At 59.2% G+C, this 14,548-nt stretch carries 8 protein-coding genes; 3 read left to right on the forward strand and 5 right to left on the reverse strand.

Going from position 1 to position 14,548, the window contains the following annotated elements:
* Positions 1-78: 78 nt before the first annotated feature.
* Together ACVWY0_RS13685 and ACVWY0_RS13690 are read right to left on the reverse strand one after the other, a co-directional pair.
* Positions 79-1,269, reverse strand: a complete 1,191-nt coding sequence (locus ACVWY0_RS13685; RefSeq protein ID WP_485837168.1) for an McrC family protein — start codon at positions 1,267-1,269, stop codon at positions 79-81.
* A gap of 3 nt (positions 1,270-1,272) precedes the next feature.
* Positions 1,273-3,426, reverse strand: a complete 2,154-nt coding sequence (locus ACVWY0_RS13690; RefSeq protein ID WP_485837169.1) for an AAA family ATPase — start codon at positions 3,424-3,426, stop codon at positions 1,273-1,275.
* Positions 3,427-3,616: 190 nt separating this feature from the next.
* Between ACVWY0_RS13690 and ACVWY0_RS13695 the strand changes: the two genes are divergently transcribed.
* From ACVWY0_RS13695 to ACVWY0_RS13705, 3 genes are all read left to right on the forward strand, one after another.
* Complete coding sequence (locus ACVWY0_RS13695; RefSeq protein ID WP_485837182.1) at positions 3,617-6,736, forward strand: DEAD/DEAH box helicase; 3,120 nt, start codon at positions 3,617-3,619, stop codon at positions 6,734-6,736.
* A gap of 264 nt (positions 6,737-7,000) precedes the next feature.
* Positions 7,001-7,321: a nucleotide pyrophosphohydrolase gene (locus tag ACVWY0_RS13700; protein WP_485837170.1), complete on the forward strand. Its 321-nt coding sequence runs from the start codon at positions 7,001-7,003 to the stop codon at positions 7,319-7,321.
* A 142-nt stretch (positions 7,322-7,463) separates the two neighbouring features.
* On the forward strand, positions 7,464-9,179 hold the full coding sequence (locus tag ACVWY0_RS13705; RefSeq protein WP_485837171.1) for a DNA/RNA helicase domain-containing protein: 1,716 nt from the start codon (positions 7,464-7,466) through the stop codon (positions 9,177-9,179).
* A 141-nt stretch (positions 9,180-9,320) separates the two neighbouring features.
* Here ACVWY0_RS13705 and ACVWY0_RS13710 read toward each other — a convergent pair whose 3' ends face one another.
* The 3 genes from ACVWY0_RS13710 to ACVWY0_RS13720 form a co-directional block, all read right to left on the reverse strand.
* Positions 9,321-10,004: an HNH endonuclease gene (locus ACVWY0_RS13710; protein WP_485837172.1), complete on the reverse strand. Its 684-nt coding sequence runs from the start codon at positions 10,002-10,004 to the stop codon at positions 9,321-9,323.
* A gap of 362 nt (positions 10,005-10,366) precedes the next feature.
* Complete coding sequence (locus ACVWY0_RS13715; RefSeq protein WP_485837173.1) at positions 10,367-10,969, reverse strand: HNH endonuclease; 603 nt, start codon at positions 10,967-10,969, stop codon at positions 10,367-10,369.
* Positions 10,970-12,385: 1,416 nt separating this feature from the next.
* A partial coding sequence (locus tag ACVWY0_RS13720; RefSeq protein WP_485837174.1) for a PKD domain-containing protein occupies positions 12,386-14,548 on the reverse strand: 2,163 nt, incomplete at its 5' end.

The raw sequence follows: 14,548 nt of genomic DNA on the forward strand, positions 1-14,548 counted from the left end.
CCGTGCGGGCCCCGTTCAGGAAGGACTGAAGATATCAACATCGCGCTAAAAGCGCTGTGGCCAGTCTCGGTTCTTGCCTTATGCAGGAGAATTTGATGCTGATCTGGCTATCGTTTCGGCCAACCCTGAAATTTGGTCCAAAAGCGCCGTCGGGTGCTGGTCCAGGTCGACGGCATGACAATGGACTGAGACCTGGTGCCCTATGACTTGATGGATCTCGGTTTCTTCCTCACCCTTGGCATAAACGAGGTGTCCTACATCGAGGCCGAAGCGGACGCAGTAGGCCAGCATCTGGTAAACGTCTGTGTTGGGGTAGTTGGAGAATTTTGTCGCTTTATATTTGGCATCAATGACTGCAATGGGACGATTGCCATCGTGCCATAACAGGTCGGGCCGGAGCGCCACTAGTGAACCGGCATCGAGGTACATGCCTGTTGCCTGAGTCCTCGCTGTTCCTCGACGGTTCTCCAGATCACGAGCAAGTGCGGCTGTGACAAAGTCTTCAAAGATCCTCCACATGTCGAACAGGAAGGCTGTGGCGGTAACAGCCCCGAGGTCTTGTTCGAGCGAAGAGTTTCCGAGAATTATTTCTGCAAGAACAACCGCTGCCCTATATCTGGAGTTCAACCTGGTGAATTGCACGCGAGGTACGCGGTGACTGCTGGGCAAGGGGCTGACCCCGTCCAGTTTCTGCATTACCTTCCGTAGGTCCGTCCGCGTTTGACTACTCAATGTTGGTAAGTTCAGGAGGCGCCGGGCCGCGGACAGGAGCAGTCGGTTTTCGGTCACGTCGACCGTGAATTCGTCGAAGACTACTTGAGCTGGGAAGGCCAGCCCCCCACGCCGGCCAATTTGAACTGGTATGTTTATCCTCCCCCGCACCATGGGTAAGGATTCTTCGTAGGATTCGTAACCTTGGATGAGCCCCTGCCGTGTTGCCCTGGCGACGTGCCAGAGGAACGATGCAGCGATGGTATTCAGCAGATCTGTATCACGGCTGATGGTGACATCCTCATCGCGCCAGAAGTCACGGTCAAGGGAGTAGCCCATCATGAAGAAGAGCCTGGTCACGGGGACCTTGGGGTGAATCGTGATCTGGCAGTCACCCACCCGAACGACGCCGACCTTGCGGATGTTGGCTACCAACCAGTCGTTCCCACCGACCGGCGTCGCCGTCGCGATATCGAGTTGGTTTAGAACGGTCGCCACATTCTCGGGAAGACTATAGCGTTTGGGAAGACTGCTTTCACGCAGTTGCAGCCACCTCATTGTCTATTCAGCCGGCGTTTCCGTGGGACTAATGGCGGGCGGAGGAGGGGTTCTCAGTTGGGTGCGGAGCGACGCGAGTCCATAGACCTTCTCAACATCAATTCTTTCGCCATAATGATGCTCATTGAGGAGGGGCAGGATTTCGTACTCCCAGATTTCCTCCAGCTGGCCAGGGCCGAAGTGGCAGCTACTGGGCATCAGGTAACTTGGACCGATCCTGAAATCGGAGTTTGCAATTTTACTGTTGACTGCAGCCAGAAGGTCCCCAGGCTCCGTGTCGAGTCCGTGGCGATGTAGCCACCTGCTGAGAACAGTTTTGGTTGGGTGCTTATCCGGATGCAGTTCTACAAAGGAAAAGCGCCTACGCATGGCGGCATCGAGCAGTGCGATGGAACGGTCGCTCGTGTTCATAGTGCCGATGAAGAAGAGATTCGCAGGTAGAACGAAGAAATCTTCGTCGTCCTTGCTGTACTGCAATTTGATGGGCTGGTCTCGGTATTCGAGAAGGAAGTAAAGTTCACCGAAGATCTTAGCCAGATTGCCCCGATTGATTTCATCGATCACTAGAACGTAGTTGAATTCGGGATTCTTGATAGCCTGATCGACGATCCGGCGGAGCGGCCCATCTTTAAGCTCGTATGTCAGCGACCCCGAATGTGAGGTTACGGGGCGGTATCCCTGAAAAAAGTCCTCATAGGAATAGCTCGGATGGAACTGGACAATTTCCGTATATTTGTCATCGCCCGCAATGTGTTCTGCTAATTTCATCGCCACAAATGTTTTTCCGGTCCCGGGTGGTCCGAAAAGGATGACCTGTCCCCGGCGTTCGAGCAGATTCAATTGCTTTTGCAGCCATTCCTGGTCAGAGTAGAGCGATTCTGCCAGGTCGGTATCGGCAGGGCGGAACCGATGCCGTTGACCAGACGGCGCCTTATCGGCGCTCGGGGGTTCAACATCTGGCTCGAGGTCAAGCTGAATTGAGTCCACTGGCTGCTGTTTCCATTCATGGGCAAACGGTTCCTCATAGAAATTCACGGATCCGCCGGCCTTTTGTTGGAGTCTTAAAATGATAGCCAGCAGGTCGCGGTCGATGTCGGAGGAGCTTTCAGTAATCTCACCGACGAACGCTCCCCGGATAGCTAACTTGTGTCTTTCCGAAACAATCGAACTGATGTTTTGCGGGTGGACGATGTAAGCCAGCGAATTCCGTTGCGTGGGAAAGCTCTGGCCAGGCAAGCCATTCACAAAGTCACGCCAGGTCCATGCGTCCCCTAGAAGCATTTCCTTGTCAGTCTCGGTTTTCTTGAGCCAGTTCTCCAGCAGTCTGATTATGAGTACGAGCGCAGAATAGAGGTTGTTATTCATGGCGAGGCCGGGATTAAAGCTCCCTGATTTGAATGCTTTCGCCACCTCCGCGGGTATCTGGACAGGATGATCCATGTAACCAAGCAGGGTCTGTATGCGCTCTTTCTTCGCCCTCTCGCCGATTGTTCCAGAGCTGATTGGCAGCAGCTGCCAACACACCAGCTCCGCTATTAGGAGTCGTGCGTCGTCTGAGACTTTTGCCATCTGGACTTTGAGCTTGTCTACGAAGTTCCCCGCCTCGGGGTCGGGAGCGTCGACGAACACCGAGCGAAGCTCACTGACCGGGCCAGGTCCCCAAACAGCCCGGCCGGGTGCAAATACCGAATCGCCCTCCTGCAGCCCGCGTTCGACGAAAGGCAGAGCGGCCAATCGGACCGCTTCCTCGTCTTTGTCCACAGCGATGATGGTGGTGCTGAGCTGCTCCTGTTTTTGTTTATAGCTCAAGGCGCTCCATGCGTTGTATCGGTTTCGTGCCTCGGCTGCGAGTGCCGTCGCATCGGGGTAGTCCTCGAGTGCCTGGCGGCCCTCTGCCTTGATTTTCCAGAGGCCCGTGCCGCTCTTTTCCAGCCAGCCCGCCTTGACCAGGTCCACGGTCGTCCATGTCAGGTAGGCCTCTGCACGTGAGAGCCCACTGTCAAGTATGTCTGCCTCCGAGTCCACCTGCGGGATACGGGAAAATACCTCCGGAAAGACCGCTCCAGAGCCCGACGTCTTCGGTAGGCCGTCTGGACTATCCGCCAGCAGCTCGAGAACGAGACGCAGGCGTCGTGCATTGCTTTCTGCAGCCGACATTGGAACTCCCTTTTTTGACTTACTCGCAGATTAGTCCGTGGTCCTGACAATTTGTGCCTGCAGCCCACATACGACATGAACATTCAGCGGAAGAATAGCGACGGAAGGTGGGTTGACGTTTGGCCTCCTGCGTGTGGCCCAATACCCTGGCGATGTGAATAACTTCATTGGGGGAGAGCCAGCGGAGAGGCTGCCCGAGGGCTTGTACGAACTACTCAACACAGATGCACTTGGTCATCTCCTGAACAGGCAGTCGGATCTTCAGCCGGTCTTCGGGGAGATCGAAGACGAAGACACCCCGGACATCCTCTCCCGCCACGTCACCGACGCTGTCCGCCGAGCCCTCGCGGCGGCAAACCCAGCTGACAGAGTCGGCCTGGCCAACCGGCTCCTCCAGGAACTGAACAGCGCAGACCGCATCGTTGAGGGCCCCACGCAGCTCCAGTCCCTTCACCGCCCGGACGCCCTCAAGCGCCGCCAACTCCGACGGCCCACCACCAAGCTCAGTGACTCAGCACTGCTGACAAACAGCAAGGACGAGCCGAATCTTGCCGCGGAACTCCGCGCCGAGATTGAGTCGGCTAACACTGTCGACCTTCTCTGCGCCTTCGTTCGCTGGACGGGCCTCCGCCTGCTCGAGCCGGCCCTCGAGGAGCTCAAAGACCGCGGCGCCAGACTGCGAGTCATCACCACCACCTACATGGGTGCCACGGAACGCCGCGCCATTGACGAGCTCGTCAAGCGGTACGGCGCCGAAGTGAAAATCAATTACGAAACCCACGCCACCCGACTCCACGCCAAAGCATGGCTCTTCCGTCGCAATTCCGGCTTTGACACTGCCTACGTGGGCAGTTCCAACCTGAGCCAGGCAGCCCTCCTCGATGGTCTCGAATGGAATGTCAGACTCAGCTCAGTCGGCACGCCAACACTGCTGCAGAAGTTCGAGGTCACCTTCGACAGCTACTGGGAACAGCGCGCCTTCCAAAGCTACGATCCTGAACGCGACGGTGAAAAGCTGGATGCTGCCCTGGAGCGCAACGGGGGCCGGCGAATGGCAGCGCCGGACGCAGCCACCGGGCTTGAAGTCCAGCCCTACCTCCACCAGGAGGAGATGCTCGAGGAACTGGAATCCGAGCGGCTGAAGGGCTTCAACCACAACCTTCTGGTCGCGGCCACCGGCACAGGGAAGACCGTCATCGCGGCCCTCGACTACAAACGCCTGTGCGAGGCTGCCGGCCGCGGCCTGAGGCTGCTTTTCGTCGCCCACCGGCAGGAAATTCTGAAGCAAGCAATGCGTACCTACCGGGACGTCATGCAGGACGGTGCCTTCGGCGAACTCTACGTCGGGGACCACAAACCCAAGCAGTGGAAGCACATCTTCGCCTCCGTCCAGTCGCTGTCATCGCTTGGCACCGAACAGCTCGAACCGGATTTCTTCGACGTCGTCGTCATCGATGAATTCCACCACGCCATGGCGCCCACATACCGACGCCTGCTGGATCACTTTAAGCCGCAGCAACTTCTCGGGCTCACCGCGACACCGGAACGTGGCGACGGCGTCGACGTAGCCAAGCAGTTCTTTGATGGCCGCACGGCCAGCGAACTCAGGCTGTGGGACGCCCTGGACGCTGACCTGCTGGTGCCATTCCACTATTTCGGCGTCTCGGACGACGTCGACCTGAGCCAGCTGGAATGGAAGCGCGGCAACTACGACACCACCCAACTCAGCAATCTCTACACCGGCAACGACGCCCGCGCTGCGAAGGTGATCCGCGAACTCCGCGACAAGGTCACCAGCACGGACCTGATGCGGGCCATCGGCTTCTGCGTATCGGTCCAGCACGCCCACTACATGGCAGAGGTGTTCAACCGTGCCGGCATAGCTTCCGTTGCCGTCGATGGAAGCACCGACGACGCCGACCGCGCAGCGGCGCTGGACCGACTCCGAAATCGAGAGGTCAACTGCATCTTCGCCGTCGACCTTTTTAACGAAGGTCTGGACCTGCCGCAGGTGGACACCATCCTGCTGCTCCGGCCCACGCAGAGCGCCACGATCTTCCTGCAGCAGCTGGGGCGGGGGCTACGCCGTGCCGAGGGAAAGGCGGTCCTGACGGTTATGGACTTCATCGGCCAGCAACGGCGAGAGTTCCGCTTTGATCTGCGGTACCGCGCGCTCACAGGCTACGGGCGCAAGGAGCTGGAGAAGGCCGTTGAGGACGAATTCCCTTACCTGCCGTCGGGCTCGCAGATCGTGCTGGACCGGGTGGCGCAGAAAGTGGTGCTGGACAACATCAAGGCCCAGCTGCGGTTCAACAGGGCGCAGCTGGTCCGGGACATCGCCTCGTACGCGGAGACGGAGCTGGAGGCATACCTCGAGCGGTCCGGGAACGACGTGAAAGCGATCTACCGTTCGACCAAGGATTCGTGGACCGGCTACCTTCGCCAGGCTGGGCTGATCGAAGGGTTCTCGCCCCTGGAGACCGTACTCCGCGGGAAGATCGAGGCGGTGTCGGACACGGAGGAGAAGAAGCTGCTGGGCCGCATGGCTGCGCTGATTCATGTTGACGATCCGGAGCGTGCCGCCGCTTATTCGATGCTGGTTGCTCCCGACGCGTCCCGCTATGCGGAGCTTGGAATGCGCGAGCAGACGTTCGCGCGGATGCTTTTTTATACCCTTTGGGACGACGGCGGCGGTTTCCAGACGTACGACGCCGGACTGGATTACCTGCGCGGGTACCAGTTTGTGTGCAGCGAGATTCGCCAGGTCGTGACGCTTGGAGTGGCCGCTTCCAAACACGCAGCGAAGAGTCTCGGTGCCGGGCTGCAGCACGTTCCGCTGCTCTCGCACGCTACCTACAGGCGAGAGGAGATACTGGCAGCATTGCAGTACGGTTCGCTGGAGCAGGGCAAGAACGTCCAGCACCGCGAGGGGGTCGCTTGGTGTCCGGCGACTTCGACGGACGCCTTCTTTGTCACCTTGAATAAGGATGACAAGAAACACTCGGCCACAACGATGTATAAGGACTATGCCATCAGCCCTGAGCTGTTCCATTGGGAATCGCAGAACGCGACCTCACCCACCAGCCCCACAGGACGCCGATACCTCGACCGAGCTGCGCAGGGTACGAAGGTTCTGATCTTCACGAGGGACACGGCGGACGACGAGACTGGCCTGACAGTTCCCTACACGTGCCTGGGGGAGGTGGACTACGTGCAGCACTCAGGAGAGAGGCCCATTGCCATCACGTGGAAGCTGCACCGCCCCATGCCCGCGGATGTGTATGCGACGGCTGCTGCAGTGGCGCAGTAGTTCCGTATGACGCGAGGTCAGCTCGTGACTTTTTCTAGGCGGCCATAGATGGTTCACAATTTCTCGAACTTTAGGGAAGAGTTGACGGTCAGTGGATGGATAATTCGTGCTTAGGGACCTACTCGCTTTGTTTGCGTCCGCGCGGTTGCCAGATAGTCGAAGTTACCGAGGAGCTTCGCGCGACCCTGGGGAACTAGTGCCGGCGACTGAACAAAAATACGGACGCTCGGGCTTGCTTCATGGGGTGCATGTTACGGTGAAATCATGTCTGATAATTCTGTAGTTCGGTTGCTCCGAGAGTTCGTTGCGGAGCGTGAGTGGAGTCAGTTCCACAGCAGCTCGAATTTGGCGAAATCGATCTCAATTGAGGCGGGCGAGCTCTTGGAATGCTTCCAGTGGGGCGAAGAAGCTGAATCGATGCGAGTTCAGTCAGAACTTGCTGATGTATTGACATATGCCTATTTATTGGCTGATCGTTTAGGCCTTGATCCTGACACGATTGTGGCCGAAAAACTGGAAGAGACTCGGACTAAATACCCAGTAGAGAAGGCTCGGGGGCGGAGTTCGAAGTATGACGAGCTTTAGGATTGAACGACGGAATTTTTCGCCTCACGAGATTGAGCTGTTGAGCCGCAGCGGCGACCAATTCACTAACTGGCCAGTTGTCTACACGTTGAATGACTCAAGAGACGTGTACGTCGGCGAGTCGAGAAGTGTAGCTTCTCGCATGCGGCAGCATTTGAAGACGCGCGAAAAGAGTGGCTTACAAAGGATGCATCTTGTCATTGATGATACTTTTCATAAGTCCGCCTGCCTTGATCTAGAGGCGTTCCTAATTAGACTTTTCGCTGGCGAAGGGCGCTATCAGGTACTGAATGGAAATGCTGGGGGCAGCGACTCGGACTACTATGATCGCGCAAAGTACACAACGTCTTTTGAGCAAATATTCGAGGAACTGCGCGCAGAAGGAATGTTTGAACGCTCGATCCCTGAGATTGAGAACAGCGATCTCTTCAAGTTTTCGCCGTTTAAAGCTCTTAACCACGATCAGGCGGGTGCCGTCGGAGAGATCTTGGATGGCCTTCTCAGTGATATAGAGCGTGGAGAGCCAAGTACCAGCGTCATTCAGGGAGATCCGGGCACTGGAAAAACAATAATTGCAATATATCTAATGAAGCTGCTCCGCGACATTCAGCTTTCTCAAGAAGGTGAAAGTTTCGATAGTGACTCAATCTTTTCGGATTACTTTGTAGAAGGCAACCGTGATCTCATTGCCAATCTCAAGGTTGGCCTAGTCGTCCCGCAGCAGTCACTACGTTCAACCATCAAAAAGGTTTTCAACAAGACGCCTTCTCTTCAGCCCGGCATGGTCCTGAGCCCATTTGACCTCTCACCCTCCGAAGAGCCCTACGATTTGCTGATAGTGGACGAAGCGCATAGGCTCAGCCAACGCGCAAACCAGCCGTCTGGTCCTCAAAACAAGAAATATCGTGAGATTACCGAAGCCCTATTTGGCTTAGATAACCTGTCGATCACGCAGCTGGACTGGGTTCGCGAGAGCAGCAAGCACCAGATTCTGCTAGTGGACGCTGAACAGAGCGTTAGGCCCGCGGACTTGCCGAAGGACTTAGTCCGATCCCTCATACTTCGTTCGCAAGTTGAGAAAAAGTTTTACCGTTTGCATTCACAGATGCGCGTCCAGGGTGGAACGGACTACATCAAATATATTCGTAAAATTTTTTCGTCAGAACCTCCCGTTCATACACCGATCGAGAATTACGATTTTCGATTCTTTGATGATGTCAGGGATATGCACGAGGCCATCCGTAGGCGAGAGTCAGAGGTACAACTTGCGCGACTTGTCGCAGGCTTCGCTTGGCCCTGGAAAACAAAAACCGATCCTAATGCTTTTGACATCGACATTGATGGACATCGTCTTCGCTGGAACCAGACCCAAACTGACTGGATCAACTCAAAGAATTCAATAGATGAGGTTGGCTCTATTCATACAGTCCAGGGATACGATCTAAACTATGCAGGTGTCATTATCGGACCTGATCTCCGCTTTGATCTGGAGACTCAATCTATCGCTGTCGATCGAGCTAGCTACTTCGATAAGAAAGGCAAAGAAAACAACCCCAAGCTTGGGTTGGTGTACACCGACAGTGACTTGCTTAGATACATCACGAATATATATGCCGTACTTATGACAAGGGGCATGCATGGGACCTACGTTTACGTGCATGACAATGCACTCCGCGAATACCTGCGCTATTTCATTCCGCTGGGGGCTAGCGAGGTCCCACAATTGCAACCACCCTGCAAAAGTGATGACCCCTGCGGTGTAAAGCACCATGAGCCCGAAAGGCACCAAGGTGTGCCGCGTCCCAAAAAGCTCGCAGGACTTCGCCACTTGCGCGCCGGGCGCTCGGAATCACGATGATTGCAGTAGCCATCACCGCCCCCAAAAAAGGAGGGCCCACACCCTGTTGTTCACTTCCACGGGGCTCCCATACGCGAGTAGGCCGATAGGGAATCCGAGGTTGGGATAGTCCACGACCTCCCAGGAGTGGACTACATAGGCTTAGCGCCGAGTGGTCAGCCCTGCAGCCTTGGACCTATTGCAGGGTCCGCACAGGATCTGCAAGTTCTCCCCGTTGTTACTGCCTCCCATGGCCAGTGGGATGATGTGGTCATATTGGAGCTCAGACGTCGAACCACAGCCCTGGCAAAGGCCCTGGTCGCGGGTCCAGATGTACTGCTTGAGGTCGTCAGGAATGGATCGCCGGGCGGTCGAGTTTCGCGGGGTCGATCCCATGGCAACCGTTGCTTGAGCGCGCTCAATGTGTTGCGTGGCGCGTTGCTGTCGCGCCACGATCAAGGCGTAAACCTGGTCGGAGCTAAGACCGTCGTTTTCCCAGTACATTTTGTTCTCAAACAGCCAGTACCGTCTGCTACTTATTGTTGTGATATTTAGGGGACGACGGAGTTGATAGTTCTGGCGTTCCTGAAACTCTTCCCGTGTCCACTTGCCGAGCTCGAAGGCTCTCTTCCCTATCGTCAGTATGGCCCGACCGCGACCAGTCCAGAAGCTGACCCGCTCCTGGGTGTACGTGACATTTTCGGCTCTCCGAAGCATCCCCAAATACCTACCTGATAAGTCGCCCGGACAAGCTGACTGCTTCCCGTTCTGAATTGACCTGAGCCTACTACTTAGACCGGTCGCAGATGGTCCAACTTCTGTCACGTTGAAGCGTGTCAGGTTCATGCGCACATCATCGCCCGTCGTTCTGCGCCGCGCCTCACAACCACAAGTGAGAGATGTTCGGCCTACCAGAATTTTCAGACTCAGCAGTGACTTGCACGGGGCGGGGCGCAGAAATGACTTGCGCTTGACGTTAGCTTGGCCCCTTCAGCATCCAAGGTAGTCAACGTCGCAAGCGGGAGGAAAGCGCCCTGCAGTCGCCGCAATTACCCATGCTGGTCTACTTCAACCATGTGATCAGTAATAGTGGTTGGAATGCTTTCGAAAACCGGACGGCTTGGATCGGCGCGGCGAAGGCCAGGATTAGGTTCACGATCCTAGTTACGAATACTCCTTCCGCCTCTTCTAGGCGATTGTCTTTCGGCTCATCCGTTACGCCCATTGACCGCCGGTCGAGTGAGCGGCTGCCGTTCGCCGACGCTAACCGCGCCGTCGGGCGCAACGTATTCCCGCCGTCGTCGTTCTATCCGCTCCTGTTGGCCTGGGGAAGGAATCCTGGCGCCCTTCGCCCGGTTGCACCTGGCGCAGGCGGCGACGAAGTTCTGCAGGCTGGTGGATCCGCCCTTGGACCAGGGGTAGAAATGGTCGCCGTGTTCAGCGGGCCGGGAGCAACGGCGCCGGAACCCAGCCTCCATTTCACACAGGCCGGCGGCCCGTGTCATGCCTTCGCGGCGCTGCTGGCGGCTGAAGCGCCTTACTGAGTCCCGACGTCGGAGGTCCTGGGCACGGATGACGGCAGCAACGATGATCAGAACGACAAGAAATGCGCCGGGCAGGGCAGCCGCAGCCAGAACGCTTTCTAGCATTCCGCGCAGGACTTCGGTCACCGAGGAGAGGCCAGTCCCGGAAACCACTTTCGACTTTGGCATGAGGGCCAGGAAAACTGAGACTCCTAGCCACAGCATTACAGTCGTGTATGCCAAGCGCAGAGCCTGGCGGCTCCAGTAGAGGCGTTTCAGTTCCATCATAGAGTTTTCCCCAACCTCGCTAAGACCTTCAAAAGTATCGTCAAGCCTCCGGGCAGGTCCGTCTCCTATTGCCCGAGGTGCAATAGGAGACGGACCTGCCGCCGTGGATTAGCTGGTTACCCTTCGCAACCCACACCGTCTCGATCGTTGTCGAGACCATAGATGTCAGATCCCACGACGGTGACAGGTCCCCTCACATACGCAGGACCGTTGCCGCTCCCTCCGGCGCAATCGACGTCAGATGCAATGGGCACACACGCTCCCGAGTAGTTCGCGTCGCATCCGGACGGCGCTGCGGGGGCGGCAGGCTGCACGGGCGCCGGGGCTTTTGCGGCTGCCGCGGCGGCTGCTGCTGCAGCGGCTTGCTGCTGGCGGGCCGCTTCTGCTGCAGCAGCTTCCTGACGGGCCGCCTCCGCAGCGGCCTGCTCTGCGGCTGCCTTTGCAGCAGCTTCTTGCGCTGCTTTGTCTGTGGCCGCCTTCTCTGCCGCAACCTTAGCCGCCGCTGCCGCTCGCGCGTCCGTTATCCGTTTCGATTCCGACTGCTCCAACCACAGTAGTTTTCCGGCGTCGGTCTTGGTGCAGATGAAGATCTTCGGCAGGTACTTTTCAGTCGCATTCTCGGTGAGGCAGGCGGAAGAAGCCGGCGCGGTTGGAGTGGGTGTCGGGGTTGCCGTGGCGGATGCGGTCTCGCTGGCAAGGGAAGCACCGACAGAGGCCGCCGATTGACCTCCGCAGGCCGTCGCTGAAATGACTACGGCGACCGCAAGAGCTCCACCAGCCACTTGCCGTCGGGAAATGCGTGACCGCGGCGAAGTCCGGACCACATGGCCAACTTCATTGGTGACCGGTTTTCGCGCTTCATTGCGTCGAAAAAGTGTATTCATTTATTGCCCCCATAAATCAAGTAGTGATCATGCGAAATTGCTCGCCGAGCGTAACCGCGTAGCCTAAAGCAGGAAGGCAGGGCGATGGAGGCAATTCTGACCGCCCTGCGTCAAGGCCTCCGCAGGTTCTTCCCAGCTTTGGCGCAAGAACACCCACCACAGAAGACTTCGCGTCCTTCCCTTTCAGCCGGCACGTAGCTTGCGCGGTGACTTTCGAGAAAGGCGTGGCCAGACGGGCATGCCCTGGTATAGCCCGCCGGGGTAGGCGTCGTCGACGCTCGCGGTGGCTGTCTCGGAGTAACTGGCTATCGCGACGAAGGGAACTCGCGGAGCTTGTGCCTGGGGTGACAAACCCGCCGGCGGCAGCACCGGCGTCGCAATTCATGCTGCCGAAGGCGGCTGAGGCTTCCGAAGCTCCAGGCGAACCGGAAGTAACCCCGCCGCCGTCGGACGCAGGGTGATCTGCAGGTGCGCAGGGGTGGGCAGGCTGGCCGCCCCTGCATCCGCACCATCGAACCGCGCGATTCGAGGATCAGAAGCGCGACGCCGTCCCGGAGCCGGAGGGATTGCGTCCGACCGGGACTCCGCTCGTGTCCGTCGCGATGCCCGATTGTCCGCTCGCTGTCCCCTGGTATGAGGGAATGCCGGCGATGACGCCCGTGGCGGGGGTACCGCTCTTCAAGGCTCCGAGTGTGATCGTGAGGGTCTTGCCGTCCGCGCTCAGCGAGACGGAGGACGCCCCGCGCGTGCCGGTCCCCTTGAAGGTGAGGTTTCCGCCGGTGCTGGTGGTGTAGTGGGCGCCGAGGTTGACGGTGCCGAAGTTGTTGGTCGTGCATCCCGCCGAGAGGGTCAGGGCGTCGTAGGGGGCAGAGGTGTTGCGGCTGATCAGCACGCTGACGCTGTTGCTGCTCTGGGTCCACGGCCCCGTGGTGCTCGTCCAGGTGCTGCAGAACGAGCTCGGGTTCATCGGCTCGTTGAACACGACCACGACCTTGTCGTTGATGTCCGCTTTACCGGCGGTCCCGCCGTTCTGGAGCGTGACGGACACGACCCTCGGGCCGATGCGGCTCGTCGCCGTCGTCACCGTGCTGATGTTGCCGTAGACGTCCGTGGCCTGGGCCGAGAACGTGACCAGGCCCGAGTCGAGTTGGCTCAGGTTCATCGTCGCGGACCAGTTTCCCGAGCCGTTCGCGGTTGCCGTGGCCGATAGGCTGTGATTCCCCGAATCGGTGGCCGTGAGCGCCACGGCTGCCCCCGGATCGGAGGTGCCCGCGAATGGCACGGCGGTCACCGTGTCGCCCGTGATCTGGGACGGCACGCTCGTGAACTGCGGTGCCGTTGCGGTCGTCTTCTTTGTTCCGGTCTGCGCTGCGGACGCGCCGGTGTTGCCCGCCGTGTCCGTCGCGGTGGCGGTGTATGTGAGTTGGCCGTCGATCAGACTCGTCAGGTTCAGTGGCGTTATGGACCAATACCCGGTTCCGTCCGCGTCCGCGGTCGCGGTGACGGTGTGAACGGCGTCGGTGTCCGTGACGTTGAGCGTGACGGTCGTGCCGGCCTCGGCGCTGCCGCTGACCGTCACGGACGTTGCGGTCGCGCCGGTGACCGTGGCGGGGACCGTCAACGTGGGCGCGGCGGGGGGCACGGTGTCCTTGGGGACCGTTGCCGTCGTTGCCGGGCTGACGTTGCCCGCCGTATCGGTCGCGGTTGCGGTGTATGTGAGCTGACCGTCGCTCAGACTCGTCAGGTTCAGTGGCGTTATGGACCAGTACCCGGTTCCGTCCGCGGTCGCGGTGACGGTGACGGTGTGAACGGTGTCGGTGTCCGTGACGTTGAGCGTGACGGTCGTGCCGACCTCGGCGCTGCCGGAGACGGGCACGGCCGTGACGTTGGCAACGTTGACGACGGAGGGTGCGTCCAACGTGGGCGCGGCGGGGGGCACGGTGTCCTTGGGGACCGTTGCCGTCGTTGCCGGGCTGACGTTGCCCGCCGTATCAGTTGCGGTTGCGGTCAGGGTCACGGTGCCGTCGTTGAGGCTCGAAAGGTTGAGTGTCGGAAGGGACCAGGCTCCCGTCGAGCTGGCCGTGGCCGTTCCGCTCACGGCATGGCCCGCGCCGTCGGACGCTGCGACACTCACGGTGTCCGCGGCCTCGGCGATGCCGGAGACGGGCACGGCCGTGACATTGGCAACGTTGACGACGGAGGGTGCGTCCAACGTGGGCGCGGCGGGGGGCGGTGCCGGGCTGACCGTGATGGTCGAGGTGGTCGAACTTGAGCCGGTGTCGTTGGTGGCGGTCAGGGTCGCGGTGTAGGTTCCGGCGGCGGTGTAGGTGTGGGCCGGGTTCTGCGCGGCGGAGGTGCCGCCGTCGCCGAAGGCCCAGGACCACGACGTCGGCGAGTCGGTGGAGGTATCGGTGAAGGCCACGTCCAGCGGCGCGGTGCCGGAAGTGGGGGTGGCCGTGAAGGAGGCACCGGGCGGCGGTGCCGGGCTGACCGTGATGGTCGAGGTGGTCGAACTTGAGCCGGTGCCGTTGGTGGCGGTCAGGGTCGCGGTGTAGGTTCCGGCGGCGGTGTAGGTGTGGGCAGGGTTCTGCGCGGTGGACGTGCCGCCGTCGCCGAAGGCCCAGGACCACGACGTCGGCGAGTCGGTGGAGGTATCGGTGAAGGCCACGTCCAGCGGCGCGGTGCCGGAAGTGGG

The sequence above is a fragment of the Arthrobacter sp. UYNi723 genome (genome assembly GCF_054057635.1).